Annotated in this window: 22 protein-coding genes; 9 read left to right on the top strand and 13 right to left on the bottom strand. The window is 67.6% G+C overall.

Annotated features, from left to right (window positions below):
* Window positions 1-80 precede the first annotated feature (80 nt).
* From AC1PLS_RS20495 to AC1PLS_RS20470, 6 genes are all read right to left on the bottom strand, one after another.
* Complete coding sequence (locus AC1PLS_RS20495) at window positions 81-2,699, bottom strand: glycoside hydrolase family 3 protein (protein WP_184381543.1); 2,619 nt, start codon at window positions 2,697-2,699, stop codon at window positions 81-83.
* A gap of 71 nt (window positions 2,700-2,770) precedes the next feature.
* Window positions 2,771-4,465, bottom strand: coding sequence for a glycoside hydrolase family 43 protein (locus AC1PLS_RS20490; RefSeq protein ID WP_221237875.1), 1,695 nt, complete (start codon window positions 4,463-4,465; stop codon window positions 2,771-2,773).
* On the bottom strand, window positions 4,465-5,724 hold the full coding sequence (gene manD, locus AC1PLS_RS20485) for a D-mannonate dehydratase ManD (RefSeq protein WP_039527737.1): 1,260 nt from the start codon (window positions 5,722-5,724) through the stop codon (window positions 4,465-4,467). The genes AC1PLS_RS20490 and manD overlap by 1 nt, the downstream gene beginning before the upstream one ends.
* A gap of 11 nt (window positions 5,725-5,735) precedes the next feature.
* Complete coding sequence (locus AC1PLS_RS20480; RefSeq protein ID WP_184435092.1) at window positions 5,736-7,700, bottom strand: sialate O-acetylesterase; 1,965 nt, start codon at window positions 7,698-7,700, stop codon at window positions 5,736-5,738.
* Window positions 7,697-9,892, bottom strand: a complete 2,196-nt coding sequence (locus AC1PLS_RS20475) for an alpha-glucuronidase family glycosyl hydrolase (RefSeq protein ID WP_184435144.1) — start codon at window positions 9,890-9,892, stop codon at window positions 7,697-7,699. Before AC1PLS_RS20475 ends, AC1PLS_RS20480 begins: the two co-directional genes overlap by 4 nt.
* A gap of 118 nt (window positions 9,893-10,010) precedes the next feature.
* Entirely contained in the window at window positions 10,011-10,175 is a 165-nt protein-coding gene (locus tag AC1PLS_RS20470; RefSeq protein ID WP_016903660.1) for a hypothetical protein, read from the bottom strand.
* Here AC1PLS_RS20470 and AC1PLS_RS20465 point away from each other — a divergent pair.
* A complete protein-coding gene (locus AC1PLS_RS20465; protein WP_311736861.1) occupies window positions 10,126-11,142 on the top strand; it encodes a LacI family DNA-binding transcriptional regulator in 1,017 nt (338 codons plus the stop codon). The two genes, AC1PLS_RS20470 and AC1PLS_RS20465, sit on opposite strands and share 50 nt — an antisense overlap.
* Before the next feature lie 69 nt (window positions 11,143-11,211).
* Here the strand turns inward: AC1PLS_RS20465 and xylA are convergent, their stop codons facing one another.
* Window positions 11,212-12,549 (bottom strand): xylose isomerase, encoded by a 1,338-nt coding sequence (gene xylA / locus AC1PLS_RS20460; RefSeq protein ID WP_481104003.1) that lies wholly within the window; start codon window positions 12,547-12,549, stop codon window positions 11,212-11,214.
* Window positions 12,550-13,030: 481 nt separating this feature from the next.
* Between xylA and ttcA the strand changes: the two genes are divergently transcribed.
* The 3 genes from ttcA to AC1PLS_RS20445 all read left to right on the top strand — a co-directional run bounded on the left by ttcA (window position 13,031) and on the right by AC1PLS_RS20445 (window position 16,448).
* On the top strand, window positions 13,031-13,951 hold the full coding sequence (gene ttcA, locus AC1PLS_RS20455; RefSeq protein ID WP_184435016.1) for a tRNA 2-thiocytidine(32) synthetase TtcA: 921 nt from the start codon (window positions 13,031-13,033) through the stop codon (window positions 13,949-13,951).
* Between the two features lie 66 nt (window positions 13,952-14,017).
* Window positions 14,018-14,923 (top strand): recombination-associated protein RdgC, encoded by a 906-nt coding sequence (locus tag AC1PLS_RS20450; protein ID WP_007974628.1) that lies wholly within the window; start codon window positions 14,018-14,020, stop codon window positions 14,921-14,923.
* 739 nt (window positions 14,924-15,662) lie between these two features.
* Window positions 15,663-16,448: a YgjP family zinc-dependent metalloprotease gene (locus tag AC1PLS_RS20445; protein WP_039513591.1), complete on the top strand. Its 786-nt coding sequence runs from the start codon at window positions 15,663-15,665 to the stop codon at window positions 16,446-16,448.
* Window positions 16,449-16,598: 150 nt separating this feature from the next.
* On the opposite strand, the gene AC1PLS_RS20440 is transcribed toward AC1PLS_RS20445, so the two are convergent.
* The 3 genes from AC1PLS_RS20440 to hemH all read right to left on the bottom strand — a co-directional run bounded on the left by AC1PLS_RS20440 (window position 16,599) and on the right by hemH (window position 18,861).
* The gene (locus AC1PLS_RS20440) at window positions 16,599-16,886 is read right to left on the bottom strand and encodes a hypothetical protein (RefSeq protein ID WP_065048698.1); all 288 of its coding nucleotides are present in this window, start codon (window positions 16,884-16,886) and stop codon (window positions 16,599-16,601) included.
* A 140-nt stretch (window positions 16,887-17,026) separates the two neighbouring features.
* Window positions 17,027-17,893 carry an alpha/beta fold hydrolase gene (locus AC1PLS_RS20435; RefSeq protein WP_104608968.1) on the bottom strand — a complete coding sequence of 289 codons (867 nt, stop codon included), beginning with the start codon at window positions 17,891-17,893 and terminating at the stop codon, window positions 17,027-17,029.
* 2 nt (window positions 17,894-17,895) lie between these two features.
* The gene (gene hemH / locus AC1PLS_RS20430; RefSeq protein ID WP_065033379.1) at window positions 17,896-18,861 is read right to left on the bottom strand and encodes a ferrochelatase; all 966 of its coding nucleotides are present in this window, start codon (window positions 18,859-18,861) and stop codon (window positions 17,896-17,898) included.
* Between the two features lie 152 nt (window positions 18,862-19,013).
* Between hemH and AC1PLS_RS20425 the strand changes: the two genes are divergently transcribed.
* The 4 genes from AC1PLS_RS20425 to tatC all read left to right on the top strand — a co-directional run bounded on the left by AC1PLS_RS20425 (window position 19,014) and on the right by tatC (window position 21,605).
* The gene (locus AC1PLS_RS20425; protein WP_024937602.1) at window positions 19,014-19,916 is read left to right on the top strand and encodes a lipid-binding SYLF domain-containing protein; all 903 of its coding nucleotides are present in this window, start codon (window positions 19,014-19,016) and stop codon (window positions 19,914-19,916) included.
* A 73-nt stretch (window positions 19,917-19,989) separates the two neighbouring features.
* A complete protein-coding gene (tatA, locus tag AC1PLS_RS20420; RefSeq protein WP_481104521.1) occupies window positions 19,990-20,217 on the top strand; it encodes a Sec-independent protein translocase subunit TatA in 228 nt (75 codons plus the stop codon).
* A 15-nt stretch (window positions 20,218-20,232) separates the two neighbouring features.
* Complete coding sequence (gene tatB / locus AC1PLS_RS20415) at window positions 20,233-20,871, top strand: Sec-independent protein translocase protein TatB (protein WP_184435010.1); 639 nt, start codon at window positions 20,233-20,235, stop codon at window positions 20,869-20,871.
* Window positions 20,868-21,605, top strand: a complete 738-nt coding sequence (tatC, locus tag AC1PLS_RS20410; protein ID WP_024937600.1) for a twin-arginine translocase subunit TatC — start codon at window positions 20,868-20,870, stop codon at window positions 21,603-21,605. The genes tatB and tatC overlap by 4 nt, the downstream gene beginning before the upstream one ends.
* Window positions 21,606-21,874: 269 nt before the next feature.
* Here the strand turns inward: tatC and AC1PLS_RS20405 are convergent, their stop codons facing one another.
* From AC1PLS_RS20405 to AC1PLS_RS20395, 3 genes are all read right to left on the bottom strand, one after another.
* Window positions 21,875-22,774 (bottom strand): BPSS1780 family membrane protein, encoded by a 900-nt coding sequence (locus AC1PLS_RS20405; protein ID WP_016904253.1) that lies wholly within the window; start codon window positions 22,772-22,774, stop codon window positions 21,875-21,877.
* A 45-nt stretch (window positions 22,775-22,819) separates the two neighbouring features.
* Window positions 22,820-23,584: a glutamine amidotransferase gene (locus AC1PLS_RS20400; protein WP_016904252.1), complete on the bottom strand. Its 765-nt coding sequence runs from the start codon at window positions 23,582-23,584 to the stop codon at window positions 22,820-22,822.
* A 540-nt stretch (window positions 23,585-24,124) separates the two neighbouring features.
* Window positions 24,125-25,939 carry a GspE/PulE family protein gene (locus AC1PLS_RS20395; protein ID WP_054591723.1) on the bottom strand — a complete coding sequence of 605 codons (1,815 nt, stop codon included), beginning with the start codon at window positions 25,937-25,939 and terminating at the stop codon, window positions 24,125-24,127.
* Window positions 25,940-26,029: 90 nt separating this feature from the next.
* Between AC1PLS_RS20395 and glyQ the strand changes: the two genes are divergently transcribed.
* On the top strand, window positions 26,030-26,938 hold the full coding sequence (glyQ, locus tag AC1PLS_RS20390; RefSeq protein ID WP_039513568.1) for a glycine--tRNA ligase subunit alpha: 909 nt from the start codon (window positions 26,030-26,032) through the stop codon (window positions 26,936-26,938).
* The last annotated feature ends 27 nt before the right edge of the window (window positions 26,939-26,965 follow it).

Genomic DNA, 26,965 nt, shown 5'->3' with positions numbered 1-26,965 from the left:
GCCCCGGCGAGAGGGGCTAGGGCAATCGCGGCTGAGTGGGTTCTTCGCCCACGTCCGCATGGCGAGGGTGTCAACGGCTACTACTTGTCGGTGACGGTGAAGCGTTGTGTACTGCGGATGTCTGCGCTGGAAGCGCCGATCTGTACTTCGTAGTCGCCTGGATCCACTGCGTAGGCCTTGCGCTGCTCGTCGTAGATGCGCAAGGCGTCTTGCGCCTTGAGGGTGAAGCGCAGCTGCCGCTGCTCGCCGGGTTGCAGGGTGATGCGCTGGAAGCCGCGCAGTTCCTTGATGGCACGTTCGCGTTGCGGCTTGAGCGGATGCAGATACAGCTGCACTACTTCATCGCCTGCGCGTTGGCCGGTGTTCTTCAGCGTGACCGTGGCCGTGAGCGTGCCATCGGCGGCAACGGTGGTGCGGTCCAGTTGCAGATCCGAGTAAGCAAACTGCGTGTAGGACAGGCCGTGGCCGAACGGATACAGCGGCTTGCCGGCGAAGTAGCGATAGGTGCGGCCGCGCATGGCGTAATCGTCGAAGGCGGGCAGGCGCTCGTCTTCCTTGTAGAAGGTGATCGGCAGGCGGCCGCCGGGACTGGCCTGGCCGAACAGCACATCGCCGACCGCGCTGCCGCCGCGTTGGCCGGGGTACCAGGCCAGCAGGATGGCGGGCACGTGGTGCTGCGCCCAGTCGATCGCCAGCGCCGAGCCGGTGGTCAGCACCGCAACCACCGGCGTGCCGGTGGCCTGCACTGCCTGCAGCAATTCGCGCTGCGGTTTGGGCAGGCGGGTGTCGGTGCGGTCGCCGCCGGCAAAGCCGGGATAGTTGACGTCCATCTCCTCGCCTTCGACATCGCCGGTGAGACCACCAACAAACACCACCACCTCGGCGTTGCGTGCGGCGTCCACCGCTTCCTGCAGCGGCGGCTTGGCGCCGGGCATGCGCCAGGCCAGACGCACGCCGGCATCGCGTGTGGCTTCGAAGTATTCCACGCGCAGGTCGTAGGCCTTGCCGGCTTCCAGCGCGACGCTGGCATTGCCGCCGCGCATGCGCGGGGCCTCGCTCCATTGATCGATGAGCAGCTTGCCGTCCAGAAACAGGCGCACGCCGTCGTCGGCGGCAATCTGCAGCTCGTAGGTGCCCGACACCGGCGGCAGCAGCTGGCCATGCCAGCGCACGCTGAAGTCGTCCTTGGCCAGCGCCCGATCGGCCTGCAGTTCACCGCGGCCGACGGCATCGTCGGTGGGCGCATTGCGGTCCCAGCGGAAGGCGATACGCGGGTCGACGCGGGTCAGCACCGGCTGGCCGGCCAGGGCACGTCCACGGAAGTATTCACCGGTGAGGCCGTTCTGCTTGGCATCCGGCGCCGGGCGCAGATAGCGGGTGTCGATCGGTGCAGCGGCATTGGGGTCTTCGCGCCCTTCCACCAGATCGCTGCCGCGCGCGTAGACCACCTGTGCCTGCGGTGCGGCGTCGCGGATGCCTTGCAGGATGGTGACCGGCGCGGCCGGCGTGCCGTAGTAATTGCCCAGCAGCGACATCGGGTCGTCGGCGGTGGGGCCGATCACGGCAATGCGCTTGAGCGTGGGTTTGAGCGGCAGCAGGCCGTCGTTCTTCAGCAGCACCAGCGATTCGCGCGCGGTGCGGCGGGCCAGTGCATCGTGCTCTGGCGATTGATTGACCGCCGCAGGAATCTGCGCCCACGGCACCCTGGCCGGCGGGTCGAACATGCCCAGCCGCATGCGCGAGGTCATCAGCCGCTTGAGCGCGGTGTCGATGCTAGCCTCGTCGATCAGGCCGGCACGCACCGCCGCCGGCAGCGCGGCATAGGTGTCGCCGCAATCCAGGTCGGTGCCGTGCTTGACGCCAAGCGCGGCGGCCGCTTCGGGCGTGGGCACGATCTTGTGGTTCTGCCAGATATCGCGGATGGCGGCGCAGTCGCTGACAATGTAGCCATCGAAGCCCCAGTCGCGGCGCAGGATGCCTTCCAGCCGCGTGCTGGCCGAGGCGGATTCGCCATTGACGCGGTTGTAGGCGCCCATCACTGCGGCGACCTTGCCTTCCTGCACCAGGGCCTGGAACGCAGGCAGATAGGTTTCATGGAGATCGCGCTCGCTGGGATGCACGTCGAAGTGGTGACGGTCGGCCTCCGGGCCACTGTGCACGGCGAAGTGCTTGGCGGTGGCATCGAGCTTGCGGTACGGCCCTTGCTGCGCCTGCAGGCCCTGCACGAAGGTCACGCCCATGCGCGCGGTCAGGAACGGGTCTTCGCCATAGGTTTCCTGCCCGCGGCCCCAGCGCGGGTCGCGGAAGATGTTGATGTTGGGCGACCAGAAGGTGAGTCCCTGGTAGCGCTTGTGCTCGCCGCGCGCCAGGAACGCGTGGTGCTTGGCGCGCGCTTCGTCGCTGATGGCGGTGGCCACCTCGGCCATCAACGGGGTATCGAACGTAGCAGCCAGGCCGATCGCCTGCGGAAACACGGTGGCGCCGCCGGCACGCGCCACGCCGTGCAGCGCTTCGTTCCACCAATCGTATTCGGGCACCTGCAGGCGCGGGATCGCCGGGGCGGCGTTCTGCATCTGCGCGGCCTTTTCGTCCAGCGTCATGCGCGACACCAGGTCGGCCGCACGTGCGTCGAAGGGGCGTTGGGTATCCAGATACGGCGGCGGCGTTGCGGCCTGCGCGTCGGTGGCGGCCAGCGCCATCGCCAGCAGTAAGCCGCGCGCAGGTGGGCGACGCGGGGTGGTGGCGCGGTGGGCGGGGTGCGAATGCATGGTCAGTCCTCCTGGGAGCGGTGCGGTTCCAGCTGGGCAAACGGCCCGATCATGCTGCCGACGAAGCCGCCGGCCTGTGCGGTGCTGAGCATGCCCGCAGCATCGTTGCGGTGTAACGATTGCCAGCCGCGCCCATCGGCATCGAAGGCAAAGCTGTACGTACCGCCATCGCCGCTGATCTGCAGGCGCAGCTGCGCCGTTGCGGGGACGCGGGTGCGTGCGAGCGTGGTGGTTCTTGCGCCCTCGCGCTTGTCGAGAAAGACGTCCAGCGCATCGCCGTTGCGTCGCACGCCCAACGCATACCACGCATTGGAATTCTGCAAGACCGCAAGCCCGGCGCTGACGCCGGCCTGCGTGGGCACCGCCAACGCGGTACTCGCGGTAAAGCGCGTGTGTTGCTGGCGCCGCGCGAGGAAGGCCGGTGTGGCGGTGCTGTCCAACCCTTGCGCACTGGCATGCAGGGTCAGCCAACCGGTGCGTGCGCTTAGATCGGCCACCTCATGTTTGGGCACACGCAGAGATAGCCATTCGCGCTGCAGCGATGTGCCGGCGAAGTCGTCGCGCCAGGTGAAGTTGCCCGACAACGGCGCTTGATCTGCCGGGGTCTTGGCGCCGCGCGGGCTCTGTGCGACATACGGAATTGGCTCGCCGGCCGGCAGGATCGACGGCCAGCCATCGCGCCAGTGCACTGGCAGCAGGAAGGTTTCGCGCCCGGTGTTGTAGCGTTCGCCCGCATACGGGCGGCTGGCCAGGAACACCGCCCACCATTGCCCGTCCGGTGTGTCCACCAGATCCACGTGCCCGGCATTGCTGACCGGGTGCGCGCGATCGGCCGGCAGGTCGCGTTGGGTCAGGATCGGATTGTGCGGTGAGGGCTCAAACGGCCCCCACACAGTGCGGCTGCGCAGCACCACCTGCGAATGCTGCGGCCCGGTGCCGCCTTCGGCACACGAGAGGTAATACCAACCGTCGCGTTGATACAGATGCGGGCCTTCGATCCAGATCGGCTTGCTGGCCAGGTCCACGCCACCGTTGAGCAACACCTTGCGAGGGCCGACCGGTTGATTGCTGGCAAGGTCGAAGCGCTGCATCCAGATCGCGCGATGGCCTTCGTACAACGGCGTGCCTTCCGGCGGGCCGTTGTTGAGCAGGTAGGCGCTGCCGTCGGTATCGAAGAACAACGACGGGTCGATGCCGTCGATGCCCGGCAACCACGTCAGTGCCGACCATGGGCCGGCGGGATTGCTGGCGCTGGCGATGAAGTTGCCGCCGCTGTCGACCGAGGTGCCTACGACATAGAAACGCCCGGCATGATGACGGATGCTGGCAGCGAACATGCCACGCGACACGCCCAGCCCGTCGTAGTCGAGCTGTTCGCGGCGCTCGACCACATTGCCGATCTGCGTCCAGTGCACCAGGTCGGTACTCTCGAACACCGGGATCGCCGGGAAATACGCGAACGTGGAATTGACCAGGTAATAGCGCTCGCCCACGCGCGTCACGCTGGGGTCCGGGTAGAACCCGGCCAGCACCGGGTTGCGGTAGTGGCCGGGTGGCAACGGCGTGGCGAACACCGCATCGTCGCCGCGATACTCGAACCAGTCGAAGGCGACATCGGCGTGTGCTTGCGCCTGCACGCGCGCAGGTGCGGCCACCGCAAGCAGCAGTGCCGCAAGCGCGGCCGGCAGCCAGCGCATCACCAGTCCCACATCGCACCGTCTTCCAGCCGCGCGATCGGCAACTGCTTGGGCACGTAGGGATACTTCGCGGCCAGGGCTTCGTCGATGTCCACGCCATGCCCGGGTGCTTCGCCGCAATGCAGGCGGCCATCGCGGAATACGTAATCGTGCGGGAACACCGCGTTGGCCTCGTCGGAATGGAACATGTATTCCTGGATGCCGAAGTTGGGCACCCAGGTGTCGAAGTGCAATGCCGCGCCCATGCACACCGGCGACAGATCGGTGGCGCCGTGGAAGCCGGTACGCACCTGATGCAGCGCGGCGAAATCGGCCAGCCGGCGCACATGGGTGATGCCGCCGGCGTGGACGATGGTGGTGCGGATGTAGTCGATCAGTTGCTGCTCGATCAGGTGCTTGCAATCCCACAGCGAATTGAACACCTCGCCCACCGCCAAGGGGGTGACCGTGTGCTGGCGAATCACCTCGAACGCGCGCTGGTTTTCTGCAGGGGTGGCGTCTTCCAGCCAGAACAGCCGGTATGGTTCCAGGTCGCGGCCCAGCCGCGCGGCCTCGATCGGGGTGAGCCGGTGGTGCGCGTCGTGCAGCAGCTCGATCTCGTCGCCATGATCGTTGCGTAGCTGCTCGAACAGCTTGGGCACCACGCCGAGATAGCGCGGCGTGGACCACACCGTTTCGGTCGGCAATTCGCTCTCTGCCGGCTCATACGGTTTGCCGCCGCTGGAAATGCCGTAGGTCTTCTTGATGCCGGGCACGCCGCACTGCGCGCGGATGGCGATGAAACCCAGCTCGCGGAAGCGGCCCACCTCATCGCTGGTTTCGGCGATATCGCGGCCATTGGCATGGCCGTAGACCAGCGCGCCCTCGCGCGAGCGCCCGCCCAGCAGCTGATACAACGGCATGCCGGCCATCTTGCCCAGGATGTCCCACAAGGCCACGTCCACCGCGGCGATCGCGCTCATCGTCACCGGGCCGCGCCGCCAGTACGCACCGCGGTAGAAGAATTGCCAGATGTCTTCGATACGGCCGGCATCGCGGCCGATCAGGTTCGGCACCAAGTGTTCCTGCAGGTACGCCGCCACCGCCAGTTCGCGGCCATTGAGTGTGGCATCGCCCAGCCCGGTGATGCCCGAGCGGGTGCGGATCTTCAGGGTGACGAAGTTGCGGCCCGGGCAGGTGACGATGACGCGCGCCTCGACGATCTCGCGATCGCGGGCCGAGCCTTGCAGCGGAGCAGGGGAGTCGGGAGTCTGTGACATCGTGGTCTCGCTCAGGGAGAAGTGGCGGCAGTGAGGGGGAGTTCGAACGGGCCGGCCGGCAGGCCGCTGCGGTCGTACAAGGTGCATACCGGGCTGTCGGCCCAGCAGTAGCGCACGCGCGTGACGGCCAGGCCGGTGGGAACGCGCAGGCTGATGGCGTGGTCGTGCAAGCTGGCAACGGCATAGCGGCAGCTGTTGGACGCGGCGCCGCACAGCTCGAAGCCGATCGGCGCATCGGCGCCATAGCTGAGCAAGGCGGTGTCCACCTCGTCGAAGGCGATGCGCACGCTGTCGCCCTCGCGTTGCGCGCTGCGCGGCACCGGGCCGGAGGGCGCAAGCGCCTCGCCGTACACCACTTGCCGTGCCGCACGCGCCAGGCGCCGGCCCAGTTCCTGCTTGTTGGCCGGATGGATGTCGTAGCGGTCGCCGATGTCGATCGTCACCGCCAGGCCCGCATGCGCATCGTTGGCGACGAAGCGGCGCTGTGCCTCGCGCAGCTGCGCCCAGCCGCTGTCGACCGGCTGGGTGGGCGGCGCGCCATAGTTGGCCAGTTGCACGATCAGCAGCGGCAACTGCGCACCGAAGCGCTGCCGCCAATCGCGTTGCCATGCAGCGAGCAAGGCCGGGTAATGCACCGCATCGCCGGCATTGGATTCGCCCTGGTACCACAGCACGCCACGCAGGCCGAGCTGGCCGAGCGGGGCGATCATGCCGTTGTACAAGGTGGTCAGCCCGGCCGCCGACGACCACGGCGCGCGCGGTGGCGAGCCCAGTTGCGGCGGCACGATGCGGTATTGCCAGGGCGCATCCAGCGGCAGCGTGCTGCCATCGGCGAACTGCAGCGCGCGCGATTGCGCATCGCCCAGCAGCCCACCACGCCGATAGGTGTTGAGCACATTGAGCACGATGCTGTTGCGCCCGGCATGCAGGCGCCCGCGCGGCACGCTGTAGCGACGCGGCTGGTCGGCACCGTAACTGCTGCCCACGCCGCGCCCGTTGACCCAGGTCTGGTCCAGTTCGTCCACCGGCCCGAGCAACAAGCTGGCGTCCTGCGCGGCCTGCGCCGGCGTCAGTTCCACGCTGGTGCGGTACCAGACCATGCCGTTGAAGCCGACCAACTGCGGCACTCCCCAGTCGTCCCACGCGCCCAATGCCGCCGGTGCGGTTTGCCAGGCGCCGGGCGCATCCGCCTGCCAGGGCTCGCCTTCGCCGTGCGCATGCCACCAGGCCTCCCACAGCGCCCCCCAATGCGGCGCGGCATCCACCGGGTCGCGTGCGTAACGCGCCAGCACATCCAGCGCCGGGCCATCGTCGCCGGCAGCGCGCAGTGCCTTCTCGCCGATCCAGGCCTGCAGTTGCGAGCCGCCCCAGGAGGCGTTGATCAGGCCCATCGGCACATCGACGGTCTTCTGCAATTCACGCGCGAAGTAATAGCAGGCCGCAGAAAACTCCTTCACCGCCTCCGGCGTGGTGAGTTGCCATGCCGCAGCGCCACCGAAGCGGCGCTGCGGCGTCGGGCTGGACTGCGCCGGCACCTTGAACATGCGGATGCGCGGGTTGTCGGCATCGGCGATCTCGCTGCGTGAATCCAGGGTGCGATGCACCTGCAATTCCATATTGGATTGGCCCGAACACAGCCACACATCGCCGATCAGCACGTCGTTGACCTGCTGCGTCACACCCGTGCTGGTGCGTGCGCTCAAGCTGTACGGGCCACCCGCGGCGTGCGCGGGCAGGCGTGCTTCCCAGTGGCCTTGCCGATCTGCGCGTGCCTGCACCTGCTGCGCATCCAGTTGCACGCTCACGCGCGCGCCAGGGGGGGCGTCGCCCCACACCCGGATCGGCGCATCGCGCTGCAACACGACATGCTCCTGAAACAGCGCATGCAGCAGCGGCGCATCGGCCGCCTGCGCCAGGCGCGGCAGCAGTGCTGCGCAGAGCGTTGCCATGATGACCGTCGACAGGCGCGCGCTCATTTCGGATTCCCCGGTGCATACGGAAACTTCAGCGCCTGGTAATACGCCAACGGATGCGCAGGCGGCGCCGTGCCGGCCGGCAACGGCCGCCCGGACACGCGCTGGAAGTAGGCGATGCTGGCATCGCGCCACCACTGCGCTTCGTCCTGCTGGATCGCCAGGAAACTGGCCACCTGCCGGTAACGCGGTGGATCGATCCTGCCGGCCAGGCCCTGCCAGGTCGCGCGCATGGCACGCACCTCGTCCACGCCATGGTCGTAATGCCATACCAGCTCGTCCCACAGCGGCCGCCCGGAGGCCATGCGGTGCTCCCAGGGCACATGGTGGAACCACAGCAGGTAATGCTCCGGCACGCGCTGCACATCGCCGAACACGCGTGCCACCGGCCTGGCGTATTGCGCCACCGCATTGCTGCCGCTGGCACTGCGATCAAAGCCAATGCCGTCGCGATCGGCGCGGTGGTAGTAGACCGGGTCCCAGTCCGGGCGCTCGCTGCCCGCATCCCAGGGTGCCGGGCCGTAGTGATGGCCGCGCCCCATCAGGTGATGCAGGCCGAGCGGGGTCATGTAGTCCACCACTGCCTCGCGCGAGCGCAGCATCATGTCGACCATGGGCGTCACCACGTCAGCATCGTTGGAGAAGGTCATGCGCGCCCACTCCTGCGCGATCGCCTGCGGCGACAACTGCGGGTTCCACGCCAGCCGCCCGTACGCATACCAGTTGGCCTGATCGAAGATCGAGCCGCTCCAGTTGCGGTCCGCACCGATGTTGGCCACCCCGGCAATGCCGGTCAGGCGCGTGCGTCTGGCATCGTTGAAGAGCGTGCCATCCACGGTTCTGGCAACGGTCGAGCCCTTGCCGCGTGCATAGGTGTCGGCCTGCAGGGTTTCGGCAAACAGCGTGCCCAGATAGGCCAGATGGGTCGAAAAGCCCAGATACTCCTTGGTGATCTGGAACTCCGGCATCAACGGCGTCTTGCGCATCGCACCGAACAGCGGATGGAACGGCTCGCGCGGCTGGAAGTCGATCGCCCCGTTCTTGACCTGCACGATCACGTTGTCGCGGAATTGCCCATCCAGCGGCAGGAACTCGCTGTACGCCTGCTTGGCGCGATCGTCCGGCTGCTCATGCGAATAGACGAACGCGCGCCACATCACCACCCCGCCGTGCGGCGCCAGCGCATCGGCCAGCAGATTGGCGCCATCGGCATGGCTGCGCCCGTAGTCCTGCGGGCCAGGCTGGCCTTCGGAGTTGGCCTTGACCAGGAAACCGCCGAAGTCCGGAATGCGTGCATAGATCTCGTCGGCTTTGTTGCGCCACCACTGCTGTACCTGCGGATCCAGCGGGTCGGCGGTCGTCAAACCGCCGATCTCGATCGGCGCGCTGAAGCGCGCGCTGAGAAACACGCGAATGCCGTAGGGACGAAACGCCTTGGCCAGTGCCGCCGCCTTGTCCAGGTACTGTGGGGTGAGGCTCCAGGCCTTGGCGTTGACGTTGTTGAGCACGCTGCCGTTGATGCCCAGCGATGCATTGGCGCGCGCGTAGTCGGTGTAGCGCGGATCCAGGTAGCCCGGCAGGGTCTGCCAGTTCCATAACGAGGCGCCGGCGTAACCGCGCTCGACCACCCCGTCCAGGTTGTCCCAGTGGTTGAGCATGCGCAGCTGCAAGCGCGGCGATTCGCGCAGGTCCAGCGCGGCCAGCGACTGGCCGGTCTGCAACAGGCGCAGGAAGTGGAACGCCCCATACAGCGCGCCGACATCGCTGCCGCCGACGATGGCGATGGTGCGATGCCCGTCCACGCTGACACTGCGGATCAGATAGCCCTCGCGGCCCAGGCCGGTGGTCTGCAGCTGCAATGCCGCGATCTGCGGCGCAGCCGCCGCGCCCAGCAAGATCGCCCCATCGCGCGTGACATTGGCGGACGACTGCGGCGCAGCACCAAGCAGGCCCGACAGTCCACGCTGCAATTCCTCACGTGCAGCCTGCAACGTCGGCGAGTCGCCGGCGACGATCAACTCGCTTGCGCTGCCACGCAACTGCGCCGCGTCGGCCAGCGGGTGGTAGCGCAACCATAAATCGTAGCCATCCTCGGCCCGCGCGCCGGCACTGGCCAGCATCAATCCGCACAGCAACGTCAGCGCCAGCCACCACGGCTGCGTCAACGCAGCGCAATACGCGCCGCAGCGCCGCATTGCACGCGCGCTCATGCGGCATGCTCCAGCGACATCACCGCACGCCGCGGCGTATCGCCGCTCTGCCTGCTTCCCGGTACCATGCGTCGCATCGTCATGCACGCAGTCGGCGCTTGCGTTACTGCAGCGGGTTGTGTGCATCGTGCAGGTTCGCCACCCACTTGAAGAGGCCACGCTTGGAGAAGGTCAGGAAATCGGTCCGCCGCACCAGCCGCGCGACCACCATCGACGAGGTGGCGGCGCTGGCGAAGGTCTCGCCGATGACGGTCTCGCGCGTGGTCAACAACAACGGCAGCGTGCGCGATGCCACCCGTGCACGCGTGCTGCGCGCGGTCGACAAGCTGGGCTACACGCCCAACCTGGCGGCCAGTGCCCTGGCCGCCGCGCAGAGCACGCGCATTGCGTTGATCTACAGCGATCCCAGCGGCGCCTACCTGCGTGAGTTGCTGCTGGGCGTGTTGCGGGTTGCCTCGCGCACGCCGATCCAGCTGGTGATCGATTGCTGGGACGACCTGGATGCCGACGCCGAACGCCGTGCCGCACGCAAGCTCGCCAAGGGCGTGGCCGGCGTGATCCTGCCGCCGCCGCTGTGCGAATCCAAGGCCGCGGTACTGGAACTGGTGCGCGCCAAGGTGCCGGTGGTGGCGATCGCCTCCAACCATTTCAGCCCGGATGTGGCCTGCGTGCGCATCGACGAATTCGCCGCCGCCAAGGAAATCACCGAGCATCTGATCGCGCAGGGCCACACGCGTATCGGTTACATCGCCGGGCATCCCAACCTGTCTGCCAGCACGCGTCGCTTCGAGGGGTTCCAGGCCGCGCTGGCCGATGCGGGCCTGCGGCTGGACCGGCATCTGGTGCAACCGGGCGACTACACCTACAAATCCGGCCTGGTCGCTGCGGAAAAACTGCTGGCGCGCAAACGCCGCCCCAGCGCCATCTTCGCCAGCAACGACGATATGGCCGCCGCCGCGATCTCGGTCGCGCATCGACGCGGGCTGGATGTGCCGCGCGATCTGTCGGTGGTCGGCTTCGACGACACCTCCGCCGCCACTGCGGTATGGCCCGAACTCACCACCGTGCAGCAGCCCATCGCCGCCATGGCCGACGCTGCGCTGGACATCCTGTTGAAGACGATTCGCGCCAAGGAGCGCACGGCGAAGATGGTCGATCATGTGGTCGCGCACCTGCTGGTCAAGCGGGATTCGGTGGCCGCACCGGCGGTGCCGGATGCAACGGAACAGCCATGACGCTGCACGCGGTTCTGCGCGCAGGCCGCCGGTGGTCGCCTGCGCGTGCAGGCGACCACCGGCACAACATCAACGCGTCAGATACTGGTTGATCAGGTTCTCGTAGGCTTCCTGACGGCCGCTGAGCTGCTTGGGTTCGTTGCCGGCGGCGTACTTGGCCAGATCCACCAGCGTGCTGCTGCCGTTGGCGAAGTCCGCGCCCGCACCGCTGTCGAAGCTGGCGTAGCGCTCGGCGCGCCACTGCTCCAGCGGCGAGGAGGTCAGCAGCGCATTGGCCACTTCCAGCCCGCGTGCGAACGCGTCCATGCCGCCGATATGCGCCAGGAACAGATCCTGCGGGTCGGACGACTCGCGGCGCACCTTGGCATCGAAGTTCAGCCCGCCCGGTGCCAGCCCGCCCTGACGCAGCACCACCAGCATCGCGCCGACGGTGTCGTACAGGTCGGTCGGGAACTGGTCGGTATCCCAGCCGTTCTGCGGGTTGCCGCGGTTGGCATCGATGCTGCCGAGCAGGCCGGCATCGGATGCCACCTGCAGGTCGTGCTCGAAGCTGTGGCCCGACAGCGTGGCGTGGTTGGCTTCGATGTTCAGCTTGAAGTCCTGGTCCAGGCCGTGCTGACGCAGGAAGCCGATCACCGTGGCGCTGTCGAAGTCGTACTGGTGCTTCATCGGCTCCATCGGCTTGGGCTCGATCAGGAAGTTGCCAGTGAAGCCGATCGCGCGGCCGTAGTCGCGTGCCAGGGTCAAAAAGCGCGCCATATTGTCCTGCTCGCGCTTCATCTGGGTGTTGTGCAGGCAGGCATAGCCTTCGCGGCCGCCCCAGAACACGTAGTTCTCGCCGCCCAGCTCGACGGTGGCATCGATGGCGGCCTTGACCTGCACCGCCGCACGCGCGACGACATTGAAGTCCGGGTTGGTCGACGCACCATTCATGTAACGCGGGTGCGAGAACAGGTTGGCGGTGCCCCACAACAGCTTGACGCCGGTGTCGGCCTGGCGCTGCTTGGCAATGCCGACCATGTGCTTGAGGTTGCTCTGGTACTCGCCGATGTCGTCGGCATCGGGCGACAGATCCACGTCGTGGAAGCAGTAGTACGGCACGCCGAGCTTGGTGAAGAACTCGAACGCGGCATCGGCCCTGGCTTCGGCGCGATTCAACGCGGTGTTGCCGATATCCCACGGGTACGCGCGCGTGCCCGGGCCGAACGGATCGGCGCCGTTGCCGCAGAAGCTGTGCCAGTAGGCCACGGCAAAGCGCAGATGCTCGGCCATGGTCTTGTCGCCGACCTGCTTGTTGGCGTCGTAGACCTTGAACGCCAGCGGGTTGTCCGAGTCGCGGCCTTCGAAGCCGATCTTGCCGATACCGGGGAAATATTCCTTGGCGCCGATGTAGACGGTGTTGCTCATGGGGTGGAACTCCTGCAGAGAGGCGAGGGGAGAAGGGAAAGGTGTCGCATGCGAGTGACCAGCCACGCAGCGCAGCGATCGCGCATGCAGGCCGTCACCGCCGCCACCGGCGCGCACTCTCAAGCAGCGCCGGGGACGGACGCCGGCACGGGGCCTGACCCACGCCGCGCAGAATGTTAGCGCTACCACAATCGCGACCGAAAAAAGCCGCGCGATGGAGCGAAGCTGAAGATGCCATGCCGATCCCGAGTGAAGCGGTCTGCCCGACTTTACCCAGCCCGGCGCCGAAAGGCTTGCTGCGCTGCGAGATGTGCGCTGCCCCGAGCACCTGCGGCACACCTCCAGCGGTGATCGGCTCGCTAGCGCCCCGGCACCGCCAAACCAGCGCCGGACACCGCGCCCGCAAGCGGCTGACCGCCCGTTCAGCCGCGTACGCGCGGCGCCGGCCCGCCGCGCGCCGGGCAGCTACAATGGCCGGCTTATGACCGCTGTCCTGCCGCTGCCGCAACCCCTGGCCGACCCCGCGCCGCGCGACCCGCGCCAGCGGTTGCAGCGTGAGCAGCTGCGCCTGGGCAAACGCCTGCAGCGCCAGGTGGGCCAGGCGATTGCCGACTTCGGCATGATCGCCCCCGGCGACAAGGTCATGGTCTGCCTGTCCGGCGGCAAGGACAGCTACACCTTGCTGGACATGCTGCTGCAGTTGCAGCGCAAGGCACCGGTGCCGTTCACCCTGGTGGCGGTCAATCTGGACCAGAAGCAGCCCGACTTCCCCGCGCAGGTGCTGCCCACTTACCTGCGCGGGCTGGACGTGCCGTTCGACATCGTCGAGCAGGACACCTATTCGGTGGTCAGCCGGGTGATTCCGGCCGGCAAGACCATGTGTTCGTTGTGCTCGCGGCTGCGGCGCGGCGCGCTGTATGCCTACGCGCAGGCGCATGGCGTGACCAAGATCGCGCTCGGCCACCATCGCGACGACATCGTGGCCACGTTCTTCATGAATCTGTTCCACCACGCCCGGCTCGCGGCGATGGCACCCAAGCTGCGCAGCGACGACGGCGCGCATGTGGTGATCCGCCCGCTGGCCTACGTGCGCGAAGCCGATATCGCCGCCTACGCGCAGGCGCGCCAGTTCCCGATCATTCCGTGCAACCTGTGCGGCAGCCAGGAAAACCTGCAGCGCCAACAGGTCGGGCGGATGCTGCAGCAGTGGGACCGCGAGCAGCCCGGGCGGGTCGAGCAGATCGCCCGCGCGCTGGGCGATGTGCGGCCCGAGCAACTGGCCGACCGCACCCTGTTCGATTTCCTGGCGCTGGGCCGCAATGGCGATACAGCACCGCCCGATCCTGATCCCGATTCCAGCGCCTGGCTCGCCGCCGGCGACAGCGCACACGACAGCGACTGACGCGGCCATCGCGGCGCCGGCAGTCTTTCCACCCTCCCCGTTTCTTCCTCCTCTTCGGTCCGACGCATGTTCTTTCGTAATCTCACCCTGTTCCGTTTCCCGACCACGCTTGATTTCTCCGAGATCGACACGCTGTTGCCGCAAGTGCAGCTCAAGCCGGTCGGCCCGCTGGAAATGAGCTCGCGCGGTTTCATCTCCCCGTTCGGCCGCGACGAGCAGGAAGTGCTCTCGCACCGTCTGGAAGATTTCCTCTGGCTCACCGTCGGTGGCGAGGACAAGATCCTGCCCGGCGCGGTGGTCAACGACCTGCTCGAGCGCAAGGTCGCCGAGATCGAAGAGAAGGAAGGCCGTCGCCCCGGTGGCAAGGCGCGCAAGCGCCTGAAGGACGACCTGATCCATGAGCTGTTGCCGCGCGCCTTCGTCAAGAGCTCGCGCACCGATGCCATCCTGGATCTGCAGCACGGCTACATCGCGGTCAACAGCTCCAGCCGCAAGAGCGGCGAGAACGTGATGAGCGAGATCCGCGGCGCACTCGGCAGCTTCCCGGCACTGCCGTTGAATGCCGAGGTCGCACCGCGCGCCATCCTCACCGGCTGGATCGCCGGCGAACCCTTGCCCGAAGGCCTGAGCCTGGGCGAAGAGTGCGAGATGAAGGACCCGATCGAAGGCGGCGCGGTGGTCAAGTGCCAGCACCAGGAACTGCGCGGCGACGAGATCGACAAGCATCTGGAAGCCGGCAAGCAGGTCACCAAGCTGGCGCTGGTGCTGGACGACAATCTGTCGTTCGTGCTCGGCGACGATCTGGTGATCCGCAAGCTCAAGTTCCTCGATGGCGCACTGGACCAGCTCGAACACAGCGAAGACGACGGCGCACGCGCCGAACTCGACGCCCGCTTCGCGCTGATGAGCGCCGAAATCCGGCGCCTGTTCCTGCTGCTGGAAACCGCGTTGAAGCTGAGCAAGGCCGAGTAAGCGCAACGGTCGAGCGGTGGCGTGGTGTCGTCGCGATCGATGCTCGAGTCAAACGCCCGGTGAGTGGAGTGCGCGGTGCCATCACCGCTCGCGGGACACGCCGTGCATCCGTTCGTGGAGCCTCCTTGGCGGCATCCATGCCGCCGAGCGGCCCGCAACCGGCAAGGACACCGCATCAGACAGTTGGCCGCTTGATTTCTTGAAAGCGTGTTTCCTGGCTTGCGCTGCGCCAGGCAGTGGAAAGTTTGCAGGTTGCGTGCTGAAAGCCTATCCACCGCTCGGCATGCAAAAGGGGGAGAAGCTGGTCGACGCACAGTGATCCGATCAGCGCAGGTCATGCCCTGCTTGCAAACATGCGTACCTAGCATCTCGATTGGTCCTTGCCCGCCTACCGTCGCGGGACCTTACGCGGCACGGATGCCGCGTAAGAGCCTACAAGGACGTACTTGCGGCGTGTCCCGCGATGGTGGGCGGGCAAGGGCCCTGCAGCCAAGTCGCCGATCAGCCACTCTGCAACTGTTCCATTCGCGCTATCCAGTACGACGCCCAAAGCACAGAGACTCGGCCGTGCTGGGCGGGCAGTAGCCCTGCAGCCAGGCCGCAGATCTAGCGACGCCGGCTGCGCGCACCTGGCGATGGGCAGCGTCGTTTGCCAGTCGCTCAAAGAAGTCGTGCCAACATCGAATGCATCAATCGCTTTGTCTCACCACCTGACACATCGCAGCGCTATCCTGTGCCCATGTTCAAGCCCGTCCGCCGCCTTATCGCGCCCGCCCCGCAGGTTGTCGAACGCGATTGCCTGCGCCTGCAGCTGGACGGGCGCGAGATCGCGGTGCTGCGCGTGCGCGACCCGCGTGCGCGGCGCATCAAGCTCAGTGTGGACGAACGCGGCGCGCGGCTGACCTTGCCACTGCGCGCAAGCCTGGTGGCCGGCGAACGCTTTCTGCAGGCGCATCTGGACTGGCTGAGCACGCAATTGTCGCGTTATCAGCAGGTCGATGCGTTTCCGGCGCTGGAGCGTGGCGTGCCGGGGCTGCTGCCGTTACGCGGTGCCCTGTTGCCGCTGAGCTGGCACGACGGGCGCTACGCACGCATCGAGGTCACCGATGACGGCGCGCAGTTCCATGTGCCGACCCGGCTGGGCGATGCAGGTTTGCGCCGCACGCTGAAGGAATTCTACGAAGCGCAGGCGCGCGCCGATGTCGGCCGTTGGTTGCCGAGCTATCTGCCCGGCCTGCCGCGTGCCCCGGCACGAGTGCGGCTGAAGGTGATGTCCTCGCAGTGGGGCTCGCTGGCGCCGGATGGCTCGATGGCGCTGGATCTGGCGCTGGTGCTCGGCCGCCCGTCCGCGTTCGAATACGTGCTGGTGCACGAGCTCTGCCACCTGCTGCAGGCCAACCACTCGCCGGCGTTCTGGGCCGAGGTGGAACAACGCTTCCCCGCCTGGCGCGACGAACGCAGCTATTTCCACGAGCATGGCCGCCAGCTCAAGGCGCAGCTGCGGCGGTTGTTGCAGGTGGAGTGAGCCAGGTCGTCGCGATGCAGTTGCCGTCGCTGTGGCGACGCTCCTGCAACGATCAAGGCGCGAAGTCGGGGCGCCAATGCGCTTCTGGCTTTCGGAGAGCTGCTGCGCGATGACGCGGCTAGCGAAGCGACATAGCGCCACGCGGCTGCGCTAGCGCCATTGGTAAGACGCGGCGCGCGCAAGGTGCCGGCAGGCCAGCGGCGACAGCCACGCAAAGCGCCTGGTCAGGGCACACTCGATGGCCGCGATGCCGGCCTGCAGCTCGCGTGCCGGTCCCCAATGGTCGGCGTCGCAGGCCACCGACCAGACCTCATCCAGGCGCCGGCGATCGTCCGGATTCAGTTGCGGCGACGCGTGCACCGTCTCCAGGAACGTCCCTGGCAAACTCCACTGCTCGAAGGATTCGATCGCGGCGACAAGCGGGTCTGGATGGCCCATTGCGCTAGCTCAACGGTGCCAGGATGCCGTGCGCCGCTGACGATGCCTGCTGGCACTGAGGTCTGCTGTCGCATGCAAGGCAGCAAGCACGAACGTCAGCGCCATGGCATCGCGCAGGACGCATGCACGCATTCCACGCATCACGTGTGCGGCGGCGGCAACGACGCCAGGAATCCATTGATCACCGCCGCCACCGCGTCCGGCGCTTCCATGTGCACATGATGCGTGCCCGGCAATAGATGCAGGCGTGCATCGCGCATCAGTGCCACGCGGTGATCGCGCAGGGCATCGGGGAAGTACACCTGCGCCGGCGTGGCGAAGATGGCCTGGGTCGGGCAGGCGATGGAGGCCAGCAGCACGTCGATCTGCGCTTCGGTCATGCGGATGGCGGTGGGCAAGGTCAGGCGCGGGTCGCTGCACCAGCTGTAGCCGCCTTCGACCGCGCAGACCCCGCGCTCCACCAGCAGCCGCGCGGCCGGTTCGGTGAGCTGGTTGGCCATCATGCGTGCGCGCACCGGCATCTCCATCGACGGAAACACCCGCAACGGCCGCTGCGCCAGCGTGCGTGCCGACGCCACCGCAACGCGCAGGCGGGTGGCGGTGCTCTCGACCGGCTCGGCCAGCGCACCCAAGGCCTCGATCGCGATCAAGGCCTCGATGCGCTCCGGCGCCGCGGCCGCGAGCAAGCTGGCGACGCCGCCGCCCAGCGAGTGGCCGAGCACGCTGAAGCGCTCCCACCCCAGCGCATCGGCTACCTGCAGCAGGATCGCGATTGCGCTGCTGAGCGTGTATTCGGCGCCGGTGGGCAACCACGCGCTATGGCCGTGGCCGGGCAGATCCAGCAACACCAGATCCAGCTCCTGCGCGTGCAGATGCGCGCTCAGCGGCAGGAAGCTGGCGGCATTGTCGAGCCAGCCATGCAGGGCCAGCACCCGGCGCGGGCCACGTTCGGGGTTGCGCAGCCCGGTGACCCGGCCGATCGCCAGGTCGCACGCAAACGGCTCCAACCTCACGCGCGTCGCGCCACTGCGGCCAGTGCCTGCGCATGCGCCGGGCTGGCGTTGAGGCAGGGGATATAGCTGAGCGTGGCGCCGCGTTCGGCCAGCGTTTCGGCAAAGCCCAGCGCCACTTCTTCCAGGGTTTCCAGGCAGTCGGTGGCAAAGCCCGGGCAGACCAGGTCGAAGCTGCGCACGCCGCCTTCGGCCAGTTTCCACAAGGTCGGCTCGGCGTACGGCTGCAGCCAGCGTTCCGAACCGAAGCGCGACTGGTAGCCCATCTGCCATTCGTCCGCGCCCAGGCCGAGCGCGGTGACGATGGCCTGCGCGCTGCGCTCGCATTGCTGCGGATACGGGTCGCCGGCATTGGCCACGCGCTGCGGCAGGCCGTGGAAGGAGAACATCAGCTTCTCGCTGCGCCCATGCGCCTGCCAGTGCGCACGGATCGAATCGGCGATCGCCGTGACCCAGCCGGCGTCTTCGCAATAGTCCTGGATCACCTCCACCGCGATCTCCGGCGCGCTCGGGCGCCAGGCATCGATCACGTCCTGGATCGAGGCGGTGGTGGTGGTGGAATACTGCGGATACAGCGGCAGCACCACGATGCGCCTGATGCCGCGCGCGCGCAGGCCATCCAGCGTCTTGCGCAGCGCCGGGGCGCCATAGCGCATGGCCCACTCCACGTGCCAGTCCGGCATGACCTCTTTCAGGCCCTCGGCCAGGCGGCGCGTGTACACCGCCAGCGGCGAGCCGTCCGGCAGCCAGACCTTGGCGTATTTCTCGGCCGACTTGGGCCCGCGGATCGGCAGGATCACCCCGTACAGCAGCGGCTTCCAGAACAGCGGCGGGATCGCGACCACGCGGCGGTCGCTGAGGAACTCGGCCAGGTAGCGGCGCACGGCCGGGGCGGTGGGCGACTCGGGGGTGCCGAGATTGACGACCAGCAGGGCGGTATCGGGGGTGGTGTTCATGCGCACCATTCTGGCAGAGCGCAGCGGTGCTGCCGAGGACAGCGCATCGATCGCCGCCATTGACCGCCTCTGCCCCCCGGTTGCGCTCACCACCGATTCATTGCGCCACCACTAACGTCGCGCCATTGCTATCTTTGACGGATTGTCCTTTGGAGCTTGTCATGCCTCGTCTGTCGCGCCTGGCCCTGTTGTTGTCGCTGACCTTCGCCGCCGGCCATGCCGTCGCCGGCCCGGAAGAGGACCAGCGCGCGCGTAATGCGGTGCGCGTGCTCAACGAGATCATGAAGATCCCCGAGCAGGCGATCCCGGACAAGCTGCTCGACGAGGCGCGCGCCATCGTGGTCATCCCCGACACGCTCAAGGCCGGGCTGGTGATCGGCGGCCGGCGCGGGCACGGCCTGATGTCGATGAAGAATGCCGACGGCAGCTGGTCGCAGCCGGTGTTCGTCAAGCTCACCGGCGGCAGCATCGGCTTCCAGGCCGGCGTGCAGTCCTCCGACGTGGTGCTGGTGTTCCGCAACGACCGCAGCCTGGACAACATCGTCAACGGCAAGTTCACCCTCGGTGCCGATGCCGGCGTGGCCGCCGGCCCGGTCGGCCGCAATGCCGCCGCCGCCACCGACGGCCAGCTCAAGGCCGAAATCTGGTCGTGGTCGCGCGCCCGTGGCCTGTTCGCCGGCGTGGCGCTGGACGGCGCGGTGCTGCAGATCGACGATGCCGCCGACCTCAACGCCTACGGTGGCGGCGCCACCCCGCGCATGATCTTCGAAGGCCGCACCAACGAGCGTGCCTCCACCGACGTGATCGCCTTCCGCGACCGCCTGGAAGAGGCGACCTACACCGCACGCGCCAATCGCGGTACCGATGGCAGCGCCGACGACGGGGCCAGCGCGCCGCGTCCGGCAACGCCGCCGCCGGCACCGGCGACCACCACGCCGCCGCCAGCGGTGAACGAGGCCAGCACCGTGCCGATGCAGCCCAGCACGACGCCACCGCCGCAGCAGGGCTTCCAGCCGGTGTCCGATGGCGAAATCCGTACCGAATCGCTGGACGGCAACCGCTGACAGGCTGTCATCCCCCTGCGCGGTGCGCTGGGGTATCCTGCGTCTTCCTTCTTCTTCAGCAAGCGAGCAGATCATGGGCGGTTTCAGCATTTGGCACTGGCTGATCGTGCTGGTGATCGTGTTGCTGGTGTTCGGTACCAAGCGGCTCACCAGCGGTGCCAAGGATCTCGGCAGCGCGGTCAAGGAATTCAAGAAAGGCATGCACGACGACGACAAGCCGGCCGGCAAGCTCGGTGACGACACCCGCACGGCCGAGCAAACACGTGAGGCGCAGGCCGAGCGCGATCGCGACGCGCGTTGATCCGGAGCGGCGTCGGTGTTTGACATAGGTGTTGGCGAACTGACGCTGATTGCGATCGTCGCCCTGGTGGTGCTCGGTCCCGAGCGCCTGCCCAAGGCGGCCCGGTTTGCCGGACTGTGGGTGCGCCGCGCGCGCATGCAGTGGGATTCGGTCAAGCAGGAGCTGGAGCGCGAGCTGGAAGCCGAAGAGCTCAAGCGCAGCCTGCAGGATGTGCAGGCCTCTCTGCGCGAAGCCGAAGACCAGCTGCGCACCAAGCAGCAGCACCTGGAGCAGGGCGCCCGCGCGCTGCACGACGAGGTGGGGCGCGATATCGATATCCGCAGCCCGGCCACACCGGTGGCGACACCGCTGGAGCTGGCGCATGCGGATCTGTCGGTCGGGGCAACTGCCACGTCGGCAGCGGGCGCTGCGGATGCGGCCGACCATGAGGCCGCACCGGTCATTGCCCAGGCCCAGCCGATTGCGCCGGCGCCCCATCAAACCTTGGTACCGGCCCCGCACGACACCGTGGTGCCGGCGCCGCATGCCGCGCATCTCAGCAGCACCGGCGCGCAGGCGCAGACGCCGGCCACCGCCACGCCGCTGGAGCCGAGCACGCTGAAAGCGCCGAGCGAGCCGACCGAGCCACGCAAGATCCAGGAGAAACAGCCGTGAGCCTGTTCGACGACGCACAGGCCGAAAGCAGTCTGATCGAGCATCTGGTCGAATTGCGCGCGCGCCTGGTGCGCGCCCTGATCGGCCTGGGCGTGGTACTGCTGGCATTGCTGCCGTTCTCGCGTGCGATCTATTCGTGGCTGGCCGCGCCGCTGATTTCGCAGCTGCCGCTGGGGCAGACGATGATCGCGATGAACCCGGCCGGCGCGTTCTTCGCACCGCTCAAGCTGACCTTCTTCGTGGCGGTGTTCGTCAGCGTGCCGTGGCTGCTGTACCAGGCCTGGGCCTTCGTGGCGCCGGGCCTGTACCAGCGCGAAAAGAAACTCGCATTCCCGTTGCTGGCCTCGGCAGTGGCGCTGTTCTACATCGGCTGCGCGTTCGCGTATTTTCTGGTGTTGCCGGCGGTGTTCCACTTTTTGACCACGTTCAAGCCGGACGTGATCGCCATTACTCCGGACGCTAATTCCTACCTGGATTTCGTGCTGGCGATCTTCTTCGCCTTCGGCGCGAGCTTTGAGCTGCCGGTGGCGTTGGTGATCCTGGTGCTGCTGGGCTGGGTCAGCCCCAAGCAGCTGAGCGAAGGCCGCGGCTATGCCATCGTCGGCATCTTCATCCTGGCCGCGGTGCTCACCCCGCCGGACGTGGTCTCGCAGCTGATGCTGGCCATCCCGATGTGCCTGCTCTACGAGCTGGGTATCGTCGCCTCGCGCGCGGTGGGGCCGAAACCCGCTTAGCGCACTCGCCGCGCTTAGGCGCGTGCCGACATGCAGCTGCGCAACCCGGCATCACCCGGACGCAATCACGCCCGTAGGAGCGCACCCGGGCGCGACCGGGGCTCTCCTGAGGAAAGCTTCGTCGCGCTCAGGCGCGCTCCTACGGGGTGGGATGGTCAGGTGGCGAACACGTTGGCGCGAGCGAGGGCGTTCCCGGGGGACGCTTCGTCGCGCCCGGGTGCGCTCCTACGGATCAGGGTTTGTTGTCAGCACATCGCCGGTCAAGGCGATCAGGCGGCGAACACATCCGGGCGCGACGGTGCTGTGGGCTGCGCGGTTGCGCCTGCGTGGGTGAACATCTGCTTCCAGGCGGCGTACACCGAGCCGGCGAATACCGGCATCAGCACCGCCATCAGCAGCAGCTGGGCCAGCCACATCGCCACGGTCTGGCCGGCCACCAGGCCGACGATCAGCGCCACGATCATCACCGCAAAATAGATGGCGAAGATGGCGATGAAGGCCAGCACGAAGAACACCAGCATTGCCGGCAGGTTGTGCAGGCTGGCGCGCAGACTCTCGCGCAGCGCATGGCCGCCGGTGCTGCGGTCGAACATCACCTGCGGCGGCATCACGAACAGCGCCAGCGTCATCGCCGCGAACGTGGCGATGGTCAGCAGCAGCCACAGCAGGATGCGGCCGGCCGGCAGGCTGGCGGCCAGTTGCTCGATCTGCACCGGGTCCGGCTGCGCGCCGGACTGGCTGATCTGGTTGATCTTGATCATCACCTCGGACAACTGCTGCAGCCCGCTGGCGCCGATCATCACCAGCAGCAGCACGCCCAGCAGCAGGCCGGCGATCAGCTGCGGCAGCAGCGACACCAGCAGATGCGGCGCGCGGCCGTCCTGCAGGCCGTGCAGCAGATGCGACGGCTTGGCGATGCGGCCTTCGTCGACCTCGCGGATCGCCCACAGCAGGCCGCCCATGAACAGCGGGCCGGCCAGCACCAGCAGGAACTGCAGGGCCGGGCCCAGCAGCGGTACCAGCACCGACAGCGACACCACCAGGGTGGCCGCCACGCTCCAGATCACCCCCAGCGAGCCAAGCGCCAGCGGCGCCCGCTTCAACAGCGAGAAACCGGTCAACAGCCATTCTGCGCCGGCAGACGCCGGCACCTTGCGGATTTCGCTCATTCCCATTCCGGATCGATACGCACCGGACCATCCGGCGTGACGCGATTATCGCTGCTTTTGCGTGTGTGCGGCGGGATGAGTGGTCACTGTTTGCAGGCCGCGTGCGTGATGCACGAACCGGCGCAGCAGCTTGCGGGCGATCGGCGCGGCGGTGACCTCGCGGGCGACCGTGCGGGCGCAGTGTCCGTGGCGGGCAATGCATTCGGCGCGCGCCTGCACATAGCCGCGCATGTGGTGGGTGGCGAACTCGGGGTGGAACTGCACGCCCCAGGTGGCCTGCCCCCAGCGGAAGGCATGGCAGCGGTCCTGTCGCGAATGCGCCAGCACGATGGCGCCGTCCGGGGCGCGCACCACGGTTTGCATGTGCGTGGCGTGCGCCGGGAAATGCGCCGGCAGGCCGGCAAACAACGGGTCCTGCTCGGCTGGCGGGTGCAATTCCAGCGCGATGGTGCCGGACTCGCGCCCGGCCGGGTTGTAGTCGACTTCGCCACCCAGCGCGTGCGCCAGCAGCTGGTGCCCGTAGCAGATGCCGAGCAGCGGCATGCCCTGGTGGGCGGCATCGCGCAGCCAGGCGGCACTGCGTTCGCTCCAGTCGGCGCGGTCGGTGACGTAGGCGGCCGAGCCGCTGACGATGGTGCCGGCAAAGCCGTCGCGGTCGGGCAGGCGGCCGCCGTTGGCGACATCGACGGCGACGGTCTCATGCTCGGCCAGCCCGGCCGCGACGCGGATCCAGTGCCGAAAACGGCCGTATCGCTTCATCTCCGGCACGGGATGCCCGGTTTCGATGATCAGGAACGGCAAGGCGGACATGCGGACGGAAATCCAGCAGCGACTGATGTGCCCGATTGTAGGCAGCTCCAGGCGGTTTTTTTCAAGTGGCGTGCCAACGCATGCAGCTAAGGTTATTCCGGATGGCTATGTGCTGATGGCTGGGGGGCGGGGCGCTGGTTACTTGCGCTGTGTGGATGTAAGAGCAGTGATGGCTGAGATGGTTTCTGCCACGTCGGTTGCCGACTCGGTTGCCGCGGTGATCGTGCGCCGCCGATCTGGTTGTACTCGGCCGTGCCGTGTACCTGGTCAATGGTGAGACCGAGCCCCTGCCAATGGCGCAATGTGCGTGCCCACTTACCCTCATCCGCCCTTCGGGCAGCTTCTCCCGGTGGGAGAAGGGAGCAAACGGTGGAAGAACGGAGCGAGCCCCCCTCTCCCGCCGAGCGAGAGGGCATGGCTTGCGCGCCACTGGCGCGCGTGCCTTGGAGCGCCAGTGGCGCAAACGCGGGCCGGGTGCGGAGCGGGGGTTGGGGTGAGGGTCGCCTGGGCCGATAACCGTGCACGTCCCAGGCGATCCGCCTAGTCCCGCGGCGGCAACACCGACAACACCTCTTCCACCGTGGTCAGCCCGGCGGCGACCTTCTCCAGGCCGGTGCGCCGCAGCGTGCGCAGGCCCTCGCCACGCGCGGCGTGGCTGAAGCTGGCCAGGTCGGTGTCGGCGCGGATCAGGCTGCGCAGGCGCGGGCTCACCGGCAGCAACTCGTACAGGCCGACACGGCCCAGGTAACCGGTGCGGCGGCATTCCAGGCAGCCGACCGGCGCGTGTACGTTCAGCACCTGCGGCAGTGCTTCGCCCGGCTCGCGGATCGCCGCCCACTCGTCGTCGCTGAGCGTATGCGGGCGCTTGCAGTGCACGCACAGGGTGCGCACCAGCCGCTGCGCCAGCACGCCGTTGAGCGTGGACGCCACCAGGTAATGCGGCACGCCCAGGTCCAGCAGGCGGGTGATCGCCGAGGCGGCGTCGTTGGTGTGCAGCGTCGACAGCACCAGATGCCCGGTCAGCGAGGCCTGCACTGCCATCTGCGCGGTCTCCAGGTCGCGGATTTCGCCGATCATGATGATGTCCGGGTCCTGGCGCAGCAGCGTGCGCACGCCGCTGGCGAAATCCAGGTCGATGTTCTGCTGCACCTGCATCTGGTTGAACTCGGGCGCGATCATTTCGATCGGGTCTTCCACGCTGCATACGTTCACGTCCGGCGTGGCCAGGCGCTTGAGCGTGGAATACAGCGTGGTGGTCTTGCCCGAGCCGGTCGGGCCGGTGACCAGCACGATGCCGTGCGGGCGCTCGACCAGCGCGCTCCAGCCGGCGGCCTCTTCCGGGCTGAAGCCGAGCTGCTCGATGCTCTTGAACGCCGAATCCGGGTCGAAGATGCGCATCACGCACTTCTCGCCGAACGCGGTGGGCATCGTGGACAGGCGCATTTCCACCTCGCGCCCACCCGGCGACCGGGTCTTGATGCGGCCATCCTGCGGGCGGCGGCGTTCGGCCAGGTCCATGCGGCCGAGCACCTTGATGCGGCTGACCACCGCGGTCATCACCGACGGTGGTACTTCCAGCACCTTGTGCAGCACCCCGTCGATGCGGAAGCGCATGCGCCCTGCCTCGCGACGCGGCTCCAGATGGATGTCGCTGGCCCGCTGTTCGTAGGCGTACTGCAGCAGCCAGTCGACGATATGCACGATGTGGTGGTCGTCGGCATTGACGTCGCCGGCGCGGCCCAGTTCCACCAGCTGCTCGAAACTGGGCAGGCCGGCACCCGGTTCGGCGCTGCGCACATCGCCGCGCGCGCCGCGCACCGACTGGGTCACGCCGAAGAACTCCATCGTGTAGCGATGCAGGTCCAGCGGGTTGATCAGCGCCAGCTCGATGCGACGCCGGCTCAGATGCTGCACGTCGGCCAGCCATTCCAGCGCCAGCGGCTCGCTGGTGGCGATCAGCACGCGCTCGGCGTCCAGCGCCAGCGGCAGGATGCGGTGGCGGCGCGCATACGCATGCGAGACCACACCGGTGACCGCGGCCACATCGATGCGGGTGGGATCGATGCGCAGATAACGCAGGCCGGTGCGGGTGGCCAGCCATTCGGTCAGCCGTTCCAGCCCGAGTTCGCCGGCCGGCGGCTGCGCGGCATGCAGCTTGAGATTGGCCAGCAGCACCAGCGGATGCACCTCGCTGGCATTGCGTACGCCGGCGGCGGAGAACTGCACGCGCTCGTGTTCGTGCGGCACCACCATGCCATCGGCGAGCAACGCGGCAGCCACCGGGTCGAACATCAACCGGCCGCGCGGCAGGATCGCCGCTGCGCTGTCTGGATCGGCCGTACGCCGCTGTTCCATGTTCGATGTTCCCCTGCGGCGGTGCTCCGCGGCAAAGCGCTGCGGGTCGGCCGGTATACTAGCGCACCCCTTCCGCACGGCCTTTGCTGCATGTCCGATTCCCGGCGCGTTCCGATCACTTTCCAGGGCCTGATCCAGACCCTCAACCAGTACTGGGCCGAGCAAGGCTGTGTGCTGATCCAGCCGCTGGACCTGGAAGTGGGCGCAGGCACGTTCCATCCGGCCACCTTCCTGCGCGCGCTGGGACCGGAGCCGTGGAATGCGGCCTACGTGCAGCCCTCGCGCCGCCCCACCGATGGTCGCTACGGCGAAAACCCCAACCGCCTGCAGCGCTACTACCAGTACCAGGTGGCGATGAAGCCCAACCCGGACAACATCCAGGACCTGTACCTGGGGTCGCTCAAGGCCCTGGGTATCGATCCGCTGGTGCACGACCTGCGCTTTGTCGAGGACAACTGGGAATCGCCGACGCTCGGCGCCTGGGGCCTGGGCTGGGAGGTCTGGCTCAACGGTATGGAAGTCACCCAGTTCACCTACTTCCAGCAGGCCGGCGGACTGGAGTGCAAGCCGGTGCTGGGCGAGATCACCTACGGGCTGGAACGGCTGTGCATGTACCTGCAGAGCTGCGACAACGTCTACGACCTGGTGTGGACCTACGGCCCGGACGGCACACCGGTGAGCTACGGCGATGTCTATCACCAGAACGAGGTGGAGCAGAGCGCCTACAACTTCGAGCATGCCAACGTGGCCGAGCTGTTCCATCGCTTCGACGCCTGCGAAGCCGAAGCCAGGCACCTGGTCGAGGTCGGTCTGCCGCTGCCAGCCTACGAGCAGGTCACCAAGGCCAGCCATGCGTTCAACCTGCTGGATGCGCGCCGCGCGATCAGCGTCACCGAACGCCAGCGCTACATCCTGCGCGTGCGCGCGCTGGCGCAGGGCGTGGCGCAGGCGTATTACGCACAACGCGAGAAGCTGGGCTTTCCCGGAGTGAAGAAGTAACCAAAGCCCCTTTCCCCCGGGAGAGGG

This window comes from Xanthomonas sp. NCPPB 3218 (genome assembly GCF_056725185.1).
The sequence above is the reverse complement of the archived record's forward strand: the minus strand, read 5'-3'. Positions and strand labels throughout refer to the sequence as shown.